The sequence below is a fragment of the Caldithrix abyssi DSM 13497 genome (assembly GCF_001886815.1).
GTDB lineage: Bacteria > Calditrichota > Calditrichia > Calditrichales > Calditrichaceae > Caldithrix > Caldithrix abyssi.
Genome location: NZ_CP018099.1, coordinates 4,114,057 through 4,134,701, shown reverse-complemented (window position 1 = coordinate 4,134,701; position 20,645 = coordinate 4,114,057). Strand labels below are relative to the sequence as shown.

Sequence of the window (20,645 nt, the reverse complement as noted above, 5' to 3'; positions counted from 1 at the left end):
GAGACAAAATGGCACTGTATGATTTAAAAGATTTGAATGCGATCCTTGCTAGAGGATTAAAGCAGATAGAAAAAAATATTTATACTTCGATTGCCGATTTAACGATAAAAGCATGGATAACCAGGGAGCCTGTTTCTTTTGAAAATCGAAAAAGCGGGGAAGAACGCACCCTGAAAATTGGAGATAAATGGGGGAGCCTATTTGATTGTGCTTGGTTTCTGTTAGAAGGTAAAGTCCCTGAGTCGGCAAAAGGAAAAAATGTCGTTTTGCTAATTGATTTAAACGGCGAAGCTATGGTGGTAGATAGCGATGGCAATCCCGTGCTGGGTCTTACATCAGGAAGTTCCGTTTTTGATACCACCCTGGGCAAACCCGTTAAACAGGTGGTGCCTTTTAAAAATCCAGCCCGGGGCGGAGAAACGATTGCGCTTTGGCTGGATGTCGGCAATAACGACCTCTTCGGTAACCTTCAAAATGGCGGCAAAATATCCAGAGCAAATATCGCCATATGTAACGACGAAATGCGGTCGTTTTATTACGATTTTCACGTACTGTTTGATTTGATGTCACAACTACCGAAGGATTCTGCCCGTTATCACCGAATCGCGAACAGCCTGTACAATGCGCTGCTAATTTTAAAAGAATACACCGAAGAAGAAGCCGCAGAAGCACGCCGCATATTGGCGCCTGAATTAGCCAAAAAGAATGGGGATTATTCGCTGTTAGTTAGCGCCATAGGGCATGCCCATCTTGATTTGGCCTGGCTATGGCCAATTCGGGAAACGATCCGAAAAGGGGCAAGAACATTTTCTACTGTTCTTAAGATGATGGATATGTATCCCGAGTTTATTTTTGGCGCCAGCCAGCCGCAACTTTATGAGTGGATGAAAGAGTATTATCCTTCATTATATGCCAGAATAAAAGAGAAAATTAAACAGGGGCGGTGGGAACCGTTAGGGGCCATGTGGGTCGAGTCGGATACCAATTTAGTCGGAGGAGAATCATTAGTTCGTCAATTTCTTTATGGAAAGCGTTTCTTTCAAAAAGAGTTCGGTAAAGATATTAAAAACCTGTTTTTGCCTGATACCTTTGGATACACCGCAGCGTTGCCGCAAATAATGAAAAAATGCGGAGTCGAATATTTTTTAACAATCAAGCTTTCCTGGGATCGATTTAATACCTATCCCCATCACACATTTAAATGGAAAGGACTCGACGGTTCTGAAGTATTGGTGCACATGCCGCCGGAAGGAACCTATAACAGCTCTGCCGCTCCTCATGCTGTGTTAAAAACCGAACGGCAATTTTTAGACAAAGGTGTTTCCGAAAATTGTTTACTGGTTTATGGCATCGGCGATGGGGGCGGCGGACCAGGCATGGAACATCTGGAACGCCTGGCGCGGGAAAAAAACTTAGAAGGAATGGCGCCAGTTGTTCAGGAGCCTGTTTCCAGGTTTTTAGAACGAATTGAAGAAAACAGAAATGATTATGCTTCCTGGAGCGGAGAATTGTATCTGGGAGTTCATCAAGGAACCTACACTACTCAGGGCAGCAGCAAACGCTTCAACCGCGTTATGGAAATTGCTTTACGCGAACTGGAAATGGGAGCTGTGTTTGCCAAAAATTTTACGGGACTTACTTATCCTCAGGAAAAAATTGAAAAAATCTGGAAAGAAGTTCTTCTTTATCAGTTTCATGATATTTTACCCGGATCGTCGATTACCAGAGTTTACTCAGAATCATTACCTCGCTATGAAAAAATGTTAAGCCAAGCTCAAGAGATGACGGATGATGTGATAAAATCGGTGGCTTCGGTTTGTGATTCATCGAATTTTGAGCAACCAATTTACGTGTACAATTCACTTTCATGGGAAAGGAAGGTATGGCTTAAGGTGCAGGATAAGTGGTATCGAACGCAGTTACCTTCCATTGGCTATACCGTCATCGAAGGGAAAGACGACATCCCTGAGGTTCCTGGTTTAACCGCCCGTAAAGAGCTTCTTGAAAATGATTGTTTGCGAGTCCGATTTGCAGATGATGGAAGCATTATTTCCATTTTCGACAAAGATGAAAATCGCGAAATAATTCCCGGGGGAGAAAAAGGAAACGTTTTAAAAATTTATTATGATGATGGCGATGCCTGGGATTTTTTTAAAGATTATCACAAAAGGGAAATGGGACAATTTATTCTGGAAGATGCGCAGGCTTATGTAGACGGCCCCAGGGCTGTGCTTGTTCAAAGAAGAAAATATAAAAACTCAAGTATGACGCAAACAATTGTTCTTACTGCGGGGAGCAACAGAATAGATTTTATTACGGAAGTGGATTGGCAAGAAAGCAATAAAATGTTGAGAACCTCTTTCCCTGTGACCATTCATACACAGGAATCAACCAGTGAAATCCAGTTTGGCTATATCAAACGGCCAACGCACCAAAATACCTCGTGGGAAGTTGCAAAATTTGAAATTTCCGCTCATAAGTGGGTTGATCTGTCACAAAAAGATTATGGTGTGGCTCTGCTCAATAATTCCAAATATGGGCATAAAGTATTTGATAATATTCTGGATTTAAATTTAATTCGAAGTCCGCAATATCCTGATCCGGAAGCAGATAGAACCAGGCATGAATTTACATATTCTTTATTACCTCACCCCGGTGATTTTATTGCCGGCGGCGTCATCCAGGCTGGTTACGAATTAAATATGCCGGTAAAATTTTTGAAAATCGAAAAGCATTCGGGCGTGCTCCCGCCGTCCATGTCATTTGTTCAATTAAATGTAGAAAATGTTATCGTCGAAACAATAAAAAAGGCTGAAGATAACAACGCCATTATTGTTCGCTTGTACGAAGCTTATGGAATGCAAAATACGGCTACGATTTCGTTTGGCTTCAAGATCAAAGAAGTTTATTTAACGAATATGTTAGAAGAAGTACAGAAAAAACTGGAATTAAAAAACAATAACGAAATAAATTTAAATTTTAAACCGTTTGAGATACATACACTGCAAATATATGTTGAAAAATGAAAAAAAATATGTTAATATTACAAAATGTTTTGACATGAACTGAACGAACTAATTGAGAAAGTATGAATACATTAAAAAAATACGAAGAATTAAGACGAAAATTAATCGAATATATTAAAGAGAATAACCTGAAAAGGGATGATCAACTGCCCACTGTCAGAGAAATTATGCGCGATATGGGCTACAGCTATACGACGGTAAATCGAACCTTGAATGAAATGGAGAAGGACGGAATAATTACGAAACGACAGGGAAAAGGTATCTTTGTCAATCGTATTAATGGGAATAGAGAGAATCTACAGATCGCGCTTATTCTTCCAAGAGATTTTCATCAGTACAAGATTTTGATGGGCATTTTATTCGGGGTTAAGGAGATTGTTGAAAAATCTGACATAGGGTTGATCATCTCCATTTCGAACATGAGCCATGAAAAAGAAAAGGAATCCATTTCCAATTTACTTCAGAATCATGTCGATGGTCTGGTCATCTTTCTGGAAGATCAATACCGCAGAGATTATTCCCATATCATCGAATTAAAAGAAAAAAGAGTACCCTTTGTTCTGGTGGATCGTTATATCCCTGAACTTGAAACCGACTATGTTGTTGTGAATAATGAAGAGGGCATGTTCAAAGTTTGCGCCTATTTAAAGTATAATCGCTTATGTGAAGACATACTATTTGTCTACCCGGATACCGTTTTTCTGGAAATTACTTCAACGGCCGAAAAAATTAAGGGCTATAAAAAGGCCATGGAAACCTTCTACGGCGACAATTCTGGAACGGTAATATCGCTTGATGAATTTATAAACAGGCTTGATGCCCTGGGCGAAAAAAAAGCACCCATTGGCGTTTGTTTTAATCATGATGAAATGCTGTTAGAACTGGATGATATCCTTCTTAAGGAAGGGAAACATTTGCCAGATAATTTACAGATTTTTGGATATGCGAACAGTTTTGAAAGACCGATCTATCCCACCGTTGAACAATTCAATGAACAACTCGGGAAAAAGGCTGTGGAAATTTTGATGAAAAGAATAAAAAATCCTGATTTGCCGGTTGAGCACATTAAGATTAGTCCAAAATTAATTTTGCCGGATAAGAACGGCAGCTATTATTTAGAAAAGTAATTTAATCCAGAATAAATTAAATTGGTTGAATAATGAGACCTCGCTATATATTTCTATTGATTTTATTGATGATTATTCTAAATAATTGTAGCAGAGAAAAAGATAGTGTAATAAAAATTGAGCATTCAAAAATCCCCCTAACAGAATTTGAAAATCGTTTGAATTTTGTACCCCATCCCAATCAATTTTTACCAGATTCCGTGCTAAAGAAACAATTAGCTGCTGCTCTTGTGGCAGAACGAATATTGGCGATGGAGGCCGTTAAAAACAAGCTGGATACAATGGATCGCGTTGCCAAAATGATCCATGAGTTTGAAAAAGAAGCAGTATATGAAAGGTGGATGGAACAAGAAATTCGCAGCAAAATTAAAATTTCTGAGAGTGAATTAAAGAAAGCATACCCTCGTTTTATCGAAAAAAGGGTTGTAGATTATCTGGTTCTATCTGACTCCACATCGGCGGCCCTGGCCAAACAGAAGCTTAAAAGTAATTCGGACGCAGACGAGTTAAAAGAGCTTAATCTTCCATTAAAAACCAAGACCATCGAATACGCAGAAACATGGGAGCCCGTTGAAGAAGAAATATATAGTCTCAAAATCGGAGAGGTTAGCAATCCCATAAATGTTGATGGCAAATATTATGTATTTAAGCTTAAAAAGGTGGTACCGCATCCAATATTTTCAAAACATGATTACAATTACTGGAAGCCTTCCATAAAAAAGCGTGTGAAAGCGCGAAAAGAGATGAAAGTTTTTGATTCGGTTATCGGCAATTTAATGCGCAACAAAAAATTTACAATTAAAAGAGATCAGTATGAGTTTGTTTTAAATAAATTGATCAACGTAATACCGTTCCGGAAAGAGCATCCGTTGCAATCACCAGAAATGATTAATATGGAACTGGGCAATGTGATTAACGATCTGGAGAAGTTTTTTGATAAACCGTTTATCCATTTTGATAATGGGGATATCTGGACTATTGGTGAGTTCTGGGAAAAACTTTCACTTGGGCCCTATTTATTGAATTATCAATCGGCGGATGAATTTAAACGTGCTTTTCCAGAGGTGATCCGGAAAATGGTTATTATTGAAACTGTTATTGAAGAAGGCTATAAGATGGGGCTGCAAAATACAGATTACGTAAAAAAACAAACAGAAATGTGGAAGGCGAATCTTTTAGCTAAGTTGTATCAACAAAGCATACTGGATACCATCCGAATCTCAGAAGAAGATATGGTGAAGTTCTATGAGGCAAATAAAGATCGGTATCAAAAGCCGGAGCTTCGTAAAATTCTTGAGATTCTGGTGGATAATAGAGCTCTGGCCGAAAGGTTAATTAAAAGAATTAATGCCGGGCAGGATATGGCGGCCCTGGCCCAAAAATATTCTATCCGACAGATTGCTAAGAAAAATCTTGAACAGGGTTTTTATATTACCCGGAATTCATGGGGGAAAATAGGTAAAATCGCCTTCTCTTTATCGCCAGGTGAGCTTTTTGGACCGTTAAAATTGGATGAAAACAGGTACTCAATTATTAAGCTCATTGAAATTAAAAAAGCAGGAACCATCCCCTTTAAAGAGATGCGCGAAAGAGTTCGAACCGATCTGTTGCTACAAAAAGCAAAGCAGGTTTATACTCAGGTCTTATGTGATAGAATAAAACAATATGATATCGAAGTGAATTTCGAGGCCTTAAACCGGATAAAAGTTTTAAAAGGAAATATGCTTGTTCTTAAATCGCACTTTCCGGTTCGCTCTGCAGTACCTGCAACCTCTTATTGGGGCATAACGGACCGCTGGTATCAACAATTTAATCATGTGATTTGGAAAATAGAAAATCATTAAAGCATTTTTTGTTTAAAAATTGTGCAAAAAACGGCCTAAGATTTCAGTGCCGATCTAATTACAAAAGATGAGCGGTAAACCTCTTAAATACTCTACGGTTAAGGGAAAGCACTTTTAACGACGGTGATGATTGTCCCGCAGTGTTCTGTCCTCTGGTAGCGATGGTTTTGTTTTACCAAAAATAATTTTTCTAAATCCACATAACATACTACCCAACACAATCATTTTAAATTTTGCAGGCAATTGTTTTTGCAATCTGTCACATTCTTTTAACAATGTTTTAATTACACTACAGGATATCTTTTGGATTTTAATTATAAGGAGAAGCCATGCGTTTATTTAAAGGTGTTTTAATTTGCATGATAATTTTCGGCTTTCAATCATTTAGCATCGCCGGAAGCTACCAGCCTCAATCGAAGTTCATTAAGAATAATGTAAAAGAATATTCCACGCTTAAAACATCCAGTGGACGGATTGATGAAAAGACCGGTATTTATCGTTATCATTACAATTTAAATGTAAGCGGATATTCCGGAACGGCAGAACAAATTGTCCGCTCCTATTTAAAAGATAATTTTAAAAAATATGGAATTGATCCCCAAACCAGTACATTAAGAACGCTACGTGTGCGGGAAACGCCGGGCGGTTTTCACGTATTCTTTGAGCAAACAATCAATAATATCCCGGTTTACGATGGCCGTATGGTGGTGACGCTCAATCCGCAAAAGGCAGTAACTTTTGTGGCCAGCCATTATCGTCCCACCGTCCAAGCGTTAAACATAGAAGCGCAGATTAGTATGGAAGAAGCGCTGAGTATTGCCCGGGATTACCTGCAGGTTACAGGCAAGCCCCTTGGCGAACACAAGGCCCATCTGGTTTGGTTCGAGAGTAAAGACCGTGGTACAGAATTGTGCTGGCGTGTATCCATGCCCACCGAACAGCCGCTGGGCGACTGGGAGGTGCTGGTTAACGCTGTGGACGGACGCATTACGAATGTCAAAGATTTACGGATGTTTAACAATGGCCGTGGTCTGGTTTTTGATCCCGATCCTTTAACCACAGCCGGCGTGGAGTACGGCGGCGACTTTGTCGATAACAATGATGCAGATTCCGATTCATTAAACAATCAACGGATAGAGGTAATTTTACGCGACATCACCTATGAAAACGGGTTGTACAAGCTAAAAGGTCCTTATGCCGTGCTGGTTGATCTGGAAAGCCCGGCCGATAATTTTCCTGAGCTGGCCGATTCTTCCGCTTTCCGATATACGCGCTATCAGCAGGAGTTTGAGCATGTAATGGCCTATTATCATGTGGATCTTTCCACACGGTACTTAATTTTGGAGCTGGGATATGATGAACCTGCTCAACGCGAATTTCAGGTTGACCCGCACGGATTAAACGGTGATGATAACTCGCATTATATGAGTTCATCCAATTATATTGCCTTTGGAGAAGGCGGCGTGGACGACGCCGAAGATGCCGATGTCCTCTGGCATGAACATGCTCATTCTTTTCAAACAAATTTAACCGGTGGTATGTCGTATTCCGGAGAAACCATGTCCCTGCAAGAAGGCAGTTCCGATTACTGGGCTGCCTCGTATTCCCGCATGGTCAATGACTATAACTGGGGATATGTTTTTAGCTGGGACGGACACAATGAGTTCTGGGCCGGTCGTCGCTGTGATCTGGACTGGGTATATCCGGATGATTACGTGAGCGGCCACGACGGCGGACAGATCTGGTCTTCCGCTTTGATGGACATCTGGGCCGACCTTGGCCGTTATATTACCGATCGTTTATTTATCGAAACCCATTACATCTGGGGCTATTCGCCTGGATTGCAGGACGCGGCTCAGGCGTACATCCAGGCCGATCGCAATTTGTACAACGGCGAACATCTTTCGGTTATTGTCGAACACTTTGCCGCCCATGGTCTGGTTAATAAGCAAGATTATATTGCCGATATTCAACACACACCGTTGGAGGATACGGAAGATTACACGAACGATTACCCGGTGGTCGCCACCATTACTCCGGGGCCTTCTCCTCTGGACACCACCAGGCTGTGGGTCATCTGGGGTGTTAATACCAACGCCCCGGCCGATACTCTGAACATGCATGCCACCGGCAATCCCGATGAATACAGGGCTGATATTCCCGCTTCTGGCAATAATATTGATATATCCTACTACATTGCGGTAGTCGATCAAAATAGTCAGGTGACTTATGATCCTGCCAACCAGCCGGATAGCCTCTATTCCTTTCATGTCGGTCCCGATACCTTAAATCCTACGATCAGTCATACTCCGCTGGATGATCAAACGCTCGATAACTGGCCGGCCACGGTCACTGCAACAATAACCGATAACTTTGGGGTGGATACGGTTATTTGTTTTTATTCGATTAATAATGATTCCCTGAACAAAAGTTTTCCCATGTTAAGTAATGGTACAGATGTCTATTCCGGTGCCTTCCCTGAAAATGTGCAACTGTATGATTCCGTTTTTTACAGGATTCACGCTGTGGATATTTCGAATAACCAAAACCAGAGCGACGATCCTGTTGCCGGTTACCATGCTTTTAAAATTATTCAGAACAAAGGGAAAATTTTAATTATTGACGACGAAACTATAAACAAAACCGGTACCGGCGCAAGCTATACCAATCTGTCAAAGACTGCGTACGATAAGTCAGCGAATACCATCGCTTCTTATTTGTCGGATATGGGGTACGAGACTTTGACCGTAACGGTGGCCGCAGCGCTGGATAGCGATTTTACAAAATACGACTTGATTATCTCCTCCAGCGGCGCCAATCAATCACCGGTAGCAGATGCAAATTATCGTACAAAGCTGGAAAACTGGGTGAGCGATCCGGCGCATAAGCTGCTCATTGAAGGGGGAGAAGTGGGTTACGATGCTTTAAAAAGTCCCGGATACAGTTCTTTTGCCAGCAATGTTTTACATGTGAACAACTGGTGGGTCAACGACGGCGGAAGCCTCAATTTAAATAGCAGTTATCAAACCCATCCGCTGGCTACTACGCCCAATACTCTGCCCAGTACCATTAATATTACTTATGGGGCTGTCGGCGATCAGGACACCCAAAGCCCGCTCTCACCGGCCTATGTGGTTTACGGAACCAATTTATTATCGTCTGCTATGGGTATCCTGGTTTACGATCCAGACAGTGATAGCACTTCGGCCCAAACGGTTTACTACGGATTTAATTTTGACGCCCTGAGCGATCAGTCTATTGCCCGGCAATTACTTGAGAATACGGTCACCTATCTCCTGGCCGATCGTCCTCGCGGCGTTATTGATGGCTTTGTGGATATGACGGATAAACAAGACGACAGCGGGGTTACGGTGTATTTAAGCGGTAGCGCAACGGATTCTACCGTTACCAATTCCACCGGTTACTACGCTTTTACCGGTTTGAGCGACGGAACTTACACGGTTAAACCCTACGCGGATGGTTACACTTCTTCGCCCGATTCGGTGAGCAATATTTCGGTAAATCAGGATACCGTTTCTAATGTCAATTTTACACTAACGCCGGTTGTCTCAGACATATTCTCCAAAAACGGTTTGCCCACCACCTATGCCGTGGCGCAGAACTATCCCAATCCGTTTAACCCGACAACAACGATTCGATATCAAATTCCGAAGAGTTCGGATGTGAAATTGGTCATTTACAATACCAGCGGCAAAAAAATTCGCACATTGGTTAATGCGGTACAAAGTCCTGGTTATTATTCGATTACCTGGGCGGGTAGAAATAATCTCGGGCAAAAGGTGGCTTCCGGAATTTATATTTACTACTTTAAAGCCGGGAATTTTCAGTCGGTGAAGAAAATGATTTTATTGAAATAGCGCTTTATTTCCGGCCTTTTTCTGTACTACAGAGAAAGGCCGGAATTTTTTATTTGAAATACATTTTCATTTTATTTGCGGTTATTAAATGCCCATAAAAACATTCAAGAGAATTTTTTTGATGTAGATAAATAAAGATTTGAAAATTTGTGTAAATTGATTTAAATTTGGCAGACTTTAATAATAAATGTAAGGCAAAATTTAGAAATTTGCTGATCTGGATGCTGAGCGAATAGTAGGAGTGGAGGCGGAAACTAAAAACATTAAAAGGATTTTAAATAAAAAAAACTGGAGAGGTGGCCGAGTCGGCTGAATCCCGCCATGGCGGGATGCTAAGCGAGAAAAGAGAGGCCAAACAAGAAACTAAAAACAGATTAAAAAAATAGTAACTAAAAATAAGAAAAAAAACTGGAGAGGTGGCCGAGTCGGCTGAATCCCGCCCCGGCGGGATGCTAAGCGAGAAAAGAGAGGCCGATCAAGAGATTAAAATAGAATAAAAAATAATAAATAAAAACAAAAGAGAACTGGAGGGGGTGGCCGAGTCGGCTGAATCCCGCCCCGGCGGGATGCTAAGCGAGAAAAGAGAGGCCAAACAAGAAACTAAAAACAGATTAAAAAAAATAGTAAATAAAAATAAGAAAAAAAACTGGAGAGGTGGCCGAGTCGGCTGAAGGCGCTCGCCTGCTAAGCGAGTATAGGGGCAAAACCTCTATCGTGGGTTCGAATCCCACCCTCTCCGCTTTAGACCGGGAATTTCCCGGTTTTTTTTATGCTGAGTCGGCTGAATCCCGCCCCGGCGGGATGCTAAGCGAGTATAGGGGCAATCCCGCCGGGGGGACGAATCCCATTTACCCTGTGGGCCCTCTCCGCTTCAGACCGGGAATTTCCCGGTCTTTTTATGCCGAGTCTGTCTCGTCCTAAATATACTTGACAGTTTTAATTGTAGTAGTAGTTTTTCTTTCTTCTTTTTTTGCTGTTAAAAGATATTTGAAACAAATTTAATCACCGTCTGGTTACCCGCGTAGCATCCGTAAATTTTTGAATTTTATTTGAATCTTCTCTATTTTGCACTCTTTGTTTTAGAAGTTTTTTTAATTACGCCTGGCCATCGTGTGCAGGGCTTTAAAACACATGGAGAGTTAAAAAATGGATATGAATGCCATACTTAGAAATTTTAAAATCTCAGGTGAACCGCAAGAATACCAGCCTTTCGGAGACGGACATATTAACGACACCTTTTTAATCACACTGAAAAATAGTCCCACGCGTTATATTTTACAAAGAATCAACCATGCAATTTTTTTAGATGTACCGGGATTAATGCGCAATATTCAGCGAGTGACCGACCATATAAAACAAAAATTGCTCAGGGCCGGCGTTGAGCAGATAGAAAGAAGAGTCCTACAATTTATACCGACAGATTCCGGACAATTATTTTACCAGGATACTTCAGGAAATTACTGGCGCCTGTGTCTTTACATTCCGGGTAGTCGATCATACAATATAATACCTGACGCACAACTGGCTTACAAAGGCGGCCGGGCGTTCGGCGAGTTTTTGTATTTGTTACAAGACCTTCCGGCAAACGAACTGAATGTAACCATCCCCAATTTTCATAATTTGCCGTTTCGCTTAGAACAATTAAAAGAGGCCCTGCATAAAAATCGGGCAGGAAGAAAGACTTCCGCCGTCCAGGAAATAGAGGCCGTGATAGATAGAACCCAAAAAATGAATGAAATTTTTTCCATGAGCGAGCAGCAAACACCGTTGCGTGTTACGCATAACGACACCAAGTTCAATAACGTGTTATTCGATAAAGATAATAATCCACTTTGTGTAATAGACCTGGACACGGTAATGCCAGGCCGCGTCTTTTCCGATTTTGGAGATGCCATACGAACGGGCGCCAACACCGGCGCTGAAGATGACCCGCAACTGGAGCGCGTATCCATGAATAAAGCGTTTTATGAAGCCTATACGCGCGGTTTTCTGGAAAAGACCAGATCAATTTTGTCGGATCATGAGATCGAATCCCTGGCCCATGGAGCGTTGATTTTAACCTTTATGCAGGCTGTTCGTTTTTTAACCGACTATTTGAACGGCGATACCTATTACAAAATTGAGCATCCATTACACAACTTACAACGCACGCGCGCCCAGTTAAAGTTATTGAAGAGTATGGAAGAATCTTTCGAATGGATGCAGCAAATCGTTAAAAAATATGCCGCTCAATTAAGCGCTTAATTTTGCATTACGGACGTTATTTGCTTTTTTAATTTTCATTTGCATGTGAATTGGAATAAAGCGCCTTTCTGGAGCGGCCGATATCTTGCAAAACAAAATGAGTGGGCAAAGTGTACGGGCTGCTGTTTTGTGAGGGCTTTTTTATTTATCGACGAAAATGTGCGCGATAGGATGCCTATCTTTAAAATGGTTTGAAACATTTTCCAATGTTTTCGTATTACCCTGGAGTTAGTTGTGTTTAAATGGGGGGAACCATGAGATTAAAAGCGATCTGTTTTTCTTTGCTGATTTTTACAATGGCCTTTTCCCAAAAGCCTTACTTTCAGCAGGAAGTCCACTACAAAATTGATGTGACACTAAATGTTCTGGCAAAAACCTATTCAGGGCATGAGAGGTTGACATACATTAATCATTCCCCGGATACATTGACGTATGTCTGGCTACACCTGTATCCCAATGCGTACAGGAACAATAATACACCGTTTGCTCGTCAACAAATGGAACAACGCATCAGCCAATTTTATTTTTCGGACAGCGCCGCGAGAGGTTATTTAAAATTGACAGCCTTGCGCTCGAATGGAAAACAATTATCCTACTCTTTAAAAAACGACGCCATCGATGAAGCGAAAATCGATTTACCGCTTCCCTTGTTCCCCGGCGATACGATCACTCTGGAGATTGATTTTGAAGGAAAGTTCCCACGTGTTTTCTCCAGAATGGGCACATGGGATGGTTACTATTTTGCCGCCACGCAGTGGTACCCTAAAATGGTGGTTTACGATCGTCTGGGCTGGCATCCCGATTCTTACCTTGATCTGGGCGAATTTTACGGTGAATACGGCACCTTTGACGTGAAGATTACCCTGCCAGAGCTTTTTGTAATCGATGCAACCGGCATGTTAAAAGACGATGTCGCGGAAGAAACCTTTATGCGGCAACTTGCGGATACCACACGCTATTTTTTAAACCTGGACAAGGCGGATCGAAAACAATTCATCAAAAATTGGAAGCATGATCGAGAACGACAGCTCGATTTGAGCAAAACGAAGACAGTGCATTTTTACGCCGAAAATGTCCATGATTTTGCCTGGTTTGCCGGATTGCATTACATGGTATTACGCAAAATCCACAATGGGGGCGTATTGACCAATGTGCTGGTGCATCCCGAATCGGCCTACAACTGGCGCCACGTGCCCGATTACGTGAAAAAGACGGTGTCGTTTTACGGCAAAATGGTGGGCCCCTATCAATATCCGAAAGCATCGGTGGTTCAGGGGCAACTCCGCGCCGGGGGAGGAATGGAGTATCCAATGATAACAATTATTTCTATTCCCCATTCTGATTGGGAAAATTTTTTGGAAATGGTTGTTATGCACGAAGTGGGCCATAACTGGTTTATGGGAATGCTTGGCTCGGATGAGCGCGCTTCGACCTTTTTAGACGAAGGCGTGAATAGCTTTGTTGAATTGAAGTATCTGGAGCACTATTACGGAAAATACAATCTGACTAATTTTAAAAAGCTGTTCTTTGGGCTCGATATTCTCAGAGACCTGGGGGATTGGCAATTATTGCAAATGGCTTTTGGAACCAAAGTCTCTGAGCGGACAGACCTACCGCTTGACCTGCGCGCAGAAGAATACGATCGCAGTAACTACGGTGTGATTAATTATCAGAAGGGCGCGTTAATGCTGCTGGCTCTGGAAGAATATTTAACGCCGCCCGTGTTCTGGAAAGGAATGCGAGAATACTTTGCACGATGGAACGGAAAACATCCGACGGTGAATGATTTTTTCCAGACCATGGAAGAGGTCTCGGGCAAAGAGCTGGATTGGTTTGTAGAGGACTGGTACCATTCCACCAGATATTGTGACTTTGTGATTAAAACGGTCAAAAAGAAAAGGGAAGGCGATTCGCTAAAAATCGAAGTTTGGGTCGAAAACAAAGGCACCATGAAGGACATGCCTGCTCCGGTTAGGGTGGTAAGCGCATCGGGCGATACTTTGCAAAAATGGTGGAATGGAAATCCTGAACAGCCGCTGGTGTTTAAAACAAAAGACAAACCGCTGAAAATCGAGGTTAACCCCCGCCATTCCATTTTTGAGATGAGCTACCTGAACAATCAGGCCGGTTTACCGCCGGTAGAGATTCACTTCGTCCCGCAGATCCCGAGCTTTGAAACATATGAAGTAATCATCTTACCGTATTACTGGTACGAATCATTTGTCGACAAACATCGGCTGGGGGGCATGATCTGGGGTGGAAATCCCATTTTAAAACAATGGTTCTGGACAGGCAAGGCTTATTATGCCACAAAAACAAAGCGGCATGGATACAGGCTTACGCTTACCAACCGCTTCCACCTGCCGCTGGCCAACTACACAGACGTCAAGGCCGAATGGTTTGATGTGGATGGCATGCGTAAAAAGGGATTGTATTTTAGCAATTACTTCCAGCGCCGCGGCAAAGACTATCCGAAAAAGTATTTGAATTTTGCCCTGGAAGCGGTTGATCTTTACCGGGGCGATTACTACGAATCTTCTATGTTTCAGAAAGCACGGTATGGCGTGATTACAATGGAAGGAAAGTATTTAACCGGCAAGATGCTGACAGGCCTGTCTGCGGTGTTTCGCTTGCAAAAAGGGATGCAGCTGGCCGGTAGTAAAACAAATTATCTGAAAGTGGAGATCGGGGGAAACTGGTGGGCCCGCGTGTCGAAGAATAGCTGGTTCCGTCTGGAAGGCTATTGGGCCAATATCTGGGGAGCAGCTTACCCCCGGCAGGAATCCATCTTTGCCGGCGGCGAAATTGACCCCAGACATCAAAAATTCGTCTTTTCCCGCAGGGGCTCCCTGGCGCCCAATCGCCATTACACGTTGGGGCAGGGCATGAAAATGTATGGCTATGGAGACCCGGACAATCGGTATTTTTTAGGTAAAAGTGGCGCAGCGTTAAGCCTGACGGTTAAACCATGGAAATACTTACCGGTGATGTATGGCAGCGGCGCTGCCCTGGGACAAAAATCAATGGGGCTTAAAGGGAACCAATTGTTTGCAGAAGCCGGTCTTAAATTCAATGTAGCGAGCATAGAAATGATTTTTCCCTTGTACATTAGCGATCCTGCGCCCGGCGAAAAACACCTGGCCTTCAGATTTCTGCTTAACTATTCTTTTAGATTGAGTTTCGGTTTTTAAGAAACTTCCGAAGATGAACTTTGCAAATTAAAATCTGCCGGCGAAATTCAGGAAGGTGTTTCGCCGGCGGTTTAGGAGACTTCCTCTGGAATATCTATCGGAAAAGCGTTTGAAAATTTTTGTGCTGCTGGATTGGTTGAATAGTTAATTAGTTGAATGGTTGAATAGTTAGTCTGTCATTCCAAATTTGTTTCTGTAAATGATAGTGAATTCCTGCCACCGTTTATGTAGGGGCGAAGGATTTCCAGGAACAATTCAGCGATGGTAAGTATTAATCTTTAGTCATATCAAAAAAGCGCTCTGGATAAAGTAGGGTTGGAAATCCTTCGCCCTTACAAGTACGTTCATTCATGATCTTTTGTCTGGGAGTGAGGATCGAGCGAGCAAGCAAGGGTAATTTAATTTAAAACATTCATTGCGCCCTTTGTGACTTCTCTGACCTCTCTGTGGTCGCTTAAATTCCTGCGAGAAAATTATTTCGCGCACGTTGTGGTTGATTTTGGTTGCGGCTTTGCTGACTTAGTTTTTAATCGGCCCCTGTTTTAAAGGAGAGTTAGAAAATGGCGTGACCATAGCCCTGCCGTGTCAATGGGTTTTGGCAATTGATACCGATTTAACGCCGTGGATAAAAGGCGAATTTTGGGCTCCTTCAACCATAGATGAATAACTTGTGGCGCGAATATTTTATTTAATCAATAAATGCTTTGCAGCGCTCTGCATAAGTTTTCATCTCAAGCCCGGAGAACGTAGATTTGGCTTAACTTGTTAAAAATTAAATGGATAGGTCGTTAGTTGAATAAATATAAAGTGGCTTGAATATATACAGCATGCCGTGAAAAATTCAATAAAATCAATGGAATAGGTGGTGTAAAAAAGTTTTTTGCGGCCATTGATTTCAGCCCATCCTGACACTAAATTGATTTATTAAATTAACTAATTAAAATTAAATAAGATAGCAAAAAAATGAATATTCTTTCATCGAAACATGAAAGCCAATTAACATCATTAATTAGGAGGTTATATGCAGCGTAAGCGTGTGATCATTATGGGCGCAGCCGGACGCGATTTTCATAACTTTAATGTCTATTTTCGCGACAATGAAGCGTACGAAGTCGTAGGTTTTACGGCAACACAAATTCCGGACATTGAAGGGCGTAAATATCCGCCTGAGCTGGCCGGTAAATTATATCCCGAAGGTATTATGATTTATCCGGAAGAAGAATTACAGGATTTGATAAAAAAATTTGCTGTGGATCAGGTCGTTTTTGCTTACAGCGATGTTCCTTATGACTACGTGATGAGCCGTTCGGCTCTGGTAAATTCGGCCGGAGCGGATTTTATTTTAATGGGCGCAAAAGCCACGCAGTTGAAAAGCAGCAAGCCAGTGATTTCGGTTTGTGCGGTGCGCACGGGCTGCGGAAAATCTCAGACCACGCGTAAAGTGGCCAAAATGCTGCGCGACGCCGGCAAAAAGGTGGTTGCCATTCGCCACCCCATGCCTTATGGTAATTTGAACGAACAAAAAGTGCAACGTTTTGCTGAACTTTCGGACCTTGACAAGTACAAATGCACCATCGAAGAACGCGAAGAATACGAACCGCACATCGTTTCTGGCACCATTATTTACGCAGGTGTTGATTACGAAGCCATTTTGCGCGAAGCAGAAAAAGAAGCGGACGTCATCTTGTGGGATGGCGGCAATAATGATCTGCCGTTCTACAAAACCGATTTGCATATTACGGTGGTCGATCCGCACCGTCCCGGCGATGAATTGTTCTACTATCCGGGAGAGGCCAACCTGCGTGCCGCCGATGTGGTGGTTATTAATAAGATTGACACCGCCGATCCGGAAGGTATTCAGGCTGTGCGCGAAAGCATTCAGATGGTCAACCCCGATGCCGTGGTGATCGACGCCGCTTCACCCATTTTTGTTGAAGAGTACGAGCAGATTAAAGGCAAACGCGTGCTGGTGGTTGAAGACGGGCCTACTCTGACGCACGGCGAAATGACTTACGGCGCCGGTGTGGTGGCCGCTGAAAAATTCGGCGCAAAAGAGCTGGTTGATCCCAGACCTTACACCGTGGGAACCATCACCGAAACGTTTGAAAAGTATCAGGAAATTGGCACCCTGCTGCCGGCCATGGGGTATGGCGATAAACAGATCAAAGACCTGGAAGAAACCATTAATAAAACCGATTGCGACCTGGTGATTATCGGGACGCCCATCGATTTGAGAAAGCTGGTAAAATTAAACAAACCGGCCGTTCGCGTAACTTATGAATTGCAAGAAGTGGGCAAACCTGATCTGAACGATGTCTTGAAAAAGTTTATGTAAACCCGTAAACTCGGTTTGGGCATGATTGGACTGTTATGTAAAATCATGCCCTTTTTATTTAACATCGAAGGAAGGAAGCCATGAAAAAAAGACCAATCGTTGTCGCCCTTGGTGGAAATGCCATTACGCGTGAATTCGAAGAAGGAAACATCCCGCAACAGTTCGAAAATACAAGACGGAGCCTGGAGCACATCATCGGCCTGTTGAAAGAAGGTTTCAATATGGTGATTACGCACGGCAACGGCCCCCAGGTGGGGAACGCCCTGATACGTGTGGAAGAAAGCAGACATCTGGTGCCGCCATTACCGCTGGGAATTATTGTGGCCGACCTGGAAGGGGGCATGGGCTACATGATTGAACAATGCCTGCAAAATAAGATGCACGATATGGGCGTAAAACGGCAGGTGGCCACGCTGGTTACCCAGGTGCTGGTGGATAAAGACGATCCTTCCATTAAAAATCCCAGCAAATTTGTCGGTCCATTTTTTAAAAAAGAACAGGTTCCGGAGCTGGTGGAAAAACGCGGCTGGATTATGAAAGAAGATAAGGGCCGCGGCTATCGGCGTGTCGTGGCTTCGCCCAAACCGATTGGAATCGTTGAAAAGGATATTATTAAGCACTTAGTGGATATGGGCGTGGTGGTCATTGCCGCCGGCGGTGGGGGCATTCCGGTGTACATCGATCACAGCAAACATCCAGGCTGGCTGGAAGGTCTGGACGGCGTAATCGATAAAGACCTGGCTTCGGCTGTTCTGGGCAGGGAAATCGACGCCGAGAAATTGTTGATTATTACCGGCGTGGAAAAGGTGGCTTTGAACTTTGGCACGCCGGAACAAATCGATCTGGATGAATTAACTATTGCCGATGCCAGGAAGTACCTGGCCGAAGGACAGTTTCCAAAAGGCTCCATGGGACCTAAAATTGAAGCGGCCATTAATTTTATTGAAGGCGGCGGCGAAGAGGTTATTATCACCTCAATCGAGAAAACGGGCGATGCCATAAAAGGGAAAGCCGGTACGCGCATTCATGCTTGAAACAAAAAAAGGGGCAGAGTTTAAATTCAATACGCTGCCCCTTTTAAGACTTATTATTTTATCAGTAACATTTTTTTAACTTTCGTAATTTTACCCGCTTTTAAAACGTAAAAATAGACGCCGCTGGCCGTCAAGTTGTTTTGCTCATCCAAACCGTTCCATTGTACGCAATGCTTACCGGCTTTTAGAGATCCATTGATCAAAGTTTTTATTTTTCTGCCGGAAAGATCAAAAACAGAAAGATTAATCGGGCTATTTTTCGGTAAATAAAAATTAATGGTTGTGGAAGGATTAAAAGGATTGGGGAAATTGGGGTACAAAACAACCTGAGAAGGTAAATTTAAATTTTGTTCTTTGATATTAACCGCAATATCTGCATTTGAAAAAAGCGTTCCTTTTGAAGTAACTCCCCAGATATTTCCCTGATGATCAATTCGAATGATTTTGGGGGCTTCGCCATTGGAAAGCGGATCGTAAACAGTCCATTGGCCATTATTGATTTCTACTAAATAGCCTAAATCAAGCCCAAGCCATATTGTGCCGTTCTGATCAATGTAAACGGTATAAACATTATTGTTGGGAAGCGGCGAATTGTCTTTATTGTAAACGGTCCAGCTGGAATCGTCATAAACGATTAAGCCGGAGTAAGTGCCAATCCACTTGTAATTATTTGAATCTACGGCTATCGAATTGACGGTGTAAGCCGGAAAATCAGAATTGGTTGAAGAGTAATAAGTTAAGCTGTCATCATAAAATCTTACCAGACCGTGAGGCGTGCCCAGCCATTTTACATTTTTTTGATCCACAGCAATGTCGCTAATGGTAAGCGCTACATCATAATCATCATAATAATGCCATGAAGTCCCATCATAATAGCCAAAACCAATACTGTCAAAACCAAACCACAAGTTGCCTTTACTGTCAAAGACAAGAGCATGCGTTCCATATCCATTAATACCGTAATCCGGCAGATTAAAATATTGAAAGGAATGATTGTCGAATTTAATTATTTTTTGCATTGTCCCTAACCACTTGTTTCCGCTGGAATCGATTTCAATATCATCGATCCACTCGCCATCAACGCTGTAAAATGTGGTATCGCCTGTGTTAAGATTCAGTTTAATTAAAAAGTTCCAGCCGGCGCTCATCCACAGTAAACTGTCTTCAATGGCAATAGAGTGCACCGGTAAACCAAATTCCTGATAGAATTGCCAGTCCACATTCTGGGCAAATAAACTCTCTTTAGAAAATAGAAGCAAAAATAAAAGGCACACACCGCTAAAAAAAGATTTAAAATTTGTTGATTTGATAAGGCGGTTTAGAGCCCGCGGGAGTTTTAAATTTAATAATGTCGCCATTTCTTCTCCCTCCTATCGTTTTGAAACTTGCTAATTTAAATAAAAATGTCAAATGGTTAATAAGAAGCAATAAAAATCCATTTAAAAGAAATAAATAAGTTTAGCCTTCAATAGAAGAAAATCGTTTTTTTGAGTCAATAAACCAAAAACAGACGAAGCCCATTATGATCTTATTAAGTAAATTTACATCCCTGATGTTAAGTAATAAAAAGTTTGTAGATTCCGTTATCCTTGGCCATAATTTAGTCACAAGCGTTGTTATTTACAATAGCAAAAATAGGCAATCTTAAATTTGCCAGTAAGTTGTATCTTCCGCGGGGGGGGCTGTCCCTCGTGATAAATAAAGGGTAATGGAAGTTGGGGGTAAAAAGTTTAGAAATTGTTTTAATAGGGTCGTTTTCCCAACCTGCCTGGCTCCTGTAACAATGATTGCCTGTTTGGAATCAATGTTATCTACAAGAATTTGAAATAAACTACGCACAAATATGGTTTTTGCCTTTCTAATTTGTTTAAAAGAAAAAAATTGAATTATTTTCATCTCAAAAATAAAAATAATTGATTTTAATGCCCACTACCTTTTAAACAATATACAACTTATGTTCTTCTCA

10 protein-coding genes and 1 tRNA gene are annotated in these 20,645 nt (G+C 42.2%); 9 read left to right on the top strand and 2 right to left on the bottom strand.

The features are described 5' to 3' along the window. Positions 1–8: 8 nt before the first annotated feature. From Cabys_RS16185 to Cabys_RS16145, 9 genes are all read left to right on the top strand, one after another. Complete coding sequence (locus Cabys_RS16185) at positions 9–3,026, top strand: alpha-mannosidase (protein WP_006927231.1); 3,018 nt, start codon at positions 9–11, stop codon at positions 3,024–3,026. A 62-nt stretch (positions 3,027–3,088) separates the two neighbouring features. Continuing rightward, positions 3,089–4,153 (top strand): GntR family transcriptional regulator, encoded by a 1,065-nt coding sequence (locus tag Cabys_RS16180; protein ID WP_006927230.1) that lies wholly within the window; start codon positions 3,089–3,091, stop codon positions 4,151–4,153. Between the two features lie 32 nt (positions 4,154–4,185). Continuing rightward, a complete protein-coding gene (locus tag Cabys_RS16175; RefSeq protein WP_006927229.1) occupies positions 4,186–5,997 on the top strand; it encodes a peptidylprolyl isomerase in 1,812 nt (603 codons plus the stop codon). 329 nt (positions 5,998–6,326) lie between these two features. Continuing rightward, a complete protein-coding gene (locus Cabys_RS16170) occupies positions 6,327–9,875 on the top strand; it encodes a carboxypeptidase regulatory-like domain-containing protein (protein WP_006927228.1) in 3,549 nt (1,182 codons plus the stop codon). Between the two features lie 648 nt (positions 9,876–10,523). Then, positions 10,524–10,614: transfer RNA gene (locus Cabys_RS16165), tRNA-Ser, on the top strand. 413 nt (positions 10,615–11,027) lie between these two features. Then, on the top strand, positions 11,028–12,119 hold the full coding sequence (locus tag Cabys_RS16160; protein ID WP_217184001.1) for a phosphotransferase enzyme family protein: 1,092 nt from the start codon (positions 11,028–11,030) through the stop codon (positions 12,117–12,119). Positions 12,120–12,373: 254 nt separating this feature from the next. After that, entirely contained in the window at positions 12,374–15,310 is a 2,937-nt protein-coding gene (locus Cabys_RS16155) for a M1 family metallopeptidase (RefSeq protein ID WP_044280987.1), read from the top strand. Positions 15,311–16,331: 1,021 nt separating this feature from the next. Beyond that, the gene (locus Cabys_RS16150) at positions 16,332–17,645 is read left to right on the top strand and encodes a cyclic 2,3-diphosphoglycerate synthase (protein ID WP_006927225.1); all 1,314 of its coding nucleotides are present in this window, start codon (positions 16,332–16,334) and stop codon (positions 17,643–17,645) included. 80 nt (positions 17,646–17,725) lie between these two features. Next, positions 17,726–18,679, top strand: a complete 954-nt coding sequence (locus Cabys_RS16145) for a carbamate kinase (protein ID WP_006927224.1) — start codon at positions 17,726–17,728, stop codon at positions 18,677–18,679. A gap of 53 nt (positions 18,680–18,732) precedes the next feature. On the opposite strand, the gene Cabys_RS16140 is transcribed toward Cabys_RS16145, so the two are convergent. Both Cabys_RS16140 and Cabys_RS16135 read right to left on the bottom strand, forming a co-directional pair. Next, positions 18,733–20,037: a ligand-binding sensor domain-containing protein gene (locus Cabys_RS16140; protein WP_006927222.1), complete on the bottom strand. Its 1,305-nt coding sequence runs from the start codon at positions 20,035–20,037 to the stop codon at positions 18,733–18,735. A 286-nt stretch (positions 20,038–20,323) separates the two neighbouring features. Continuing rightward, entirely contained in the window at positions 20,324–20,575 is a 252-nt protein-coding gene (locus tag Cabys_RS16135; RefSeq protein ID WP_006927221.1) for an AAA family ATPase, read from the bottom strand. Positions 20,576–20,645 lie beyond the last annotated feature (70 nt).

Bases quoted from the DNA above. Each gene is read 5' to 3' on its own strand.
- Cabys_RS16185 (WP_006927231.1), top strand. From the start codon at position 9: ATGGCACTGTATGATTTAAAAGATTTGAATGCGATCCTTGCTAGAGGA.
- Cabys_RS16180 (WP_006927230.1), top strand. From the start codon at position 3,089: ATGAATACATTAAAAAAATACGAAGAATTAAGACGAAAATTAATCGAA.
- Cabys_RS16175 (WP_006927229.1), top strand. From the start codon at position 4,186: ATGAGACCTCGCTATATATTTCTATTGATTTTATTGATGATTATTCTA.
- Cabys_RS16170 (WP_006927228.1), top strand. From the start codon at position 6,327: ATGCGTTTATTTAAAGGTGTTTTAATTTGCATGATAATTTTCGGCTTT.
- Cabys_RS16160 (WP_217184001.1), top strand. From the start codon at position 11,028: ATGAATGCCATACTTAGAAATTTTAAAATCTCAGGTGAACCGCAAGAA.
- Cabys_RS16155 (WP_044280987.1), top strand. From the start codon at position 12,374: ATGAGATTAAAAGCGATCTGTTTTTCTTTGCTGATTTTTACAATGGCC.
- Cabys_RS16150 (WP_006927225.1), top strand. From the start codon at position 16,332: ATGCAGCGTAAGCGTGTGATCATTATGGGCGCAGCCGGACGCGATTTT.
- Cabys_RS16145 (WP_006927224.1), top strand. From the start codon at position 17,726: ATGAAAAAAAGACCAATCGTTGTCGCCCTTGGTGGAAATGCCATTACG.
- Cabys_RS16140 (WP_006927222.1), bottom strand. From the start codon at position 20,037: ATGGCGACATTATTAAATTTAAAACTCCCGCGGGCTCTAAACCGCCTT.
- Cabys_RS16135 (WP_006927221.1), bottom strand. From the start codon at position 20,575: ATGAAAATAATTCAATTTTTTTCTTTTAAACAAATTAGAAAGGCAAAA.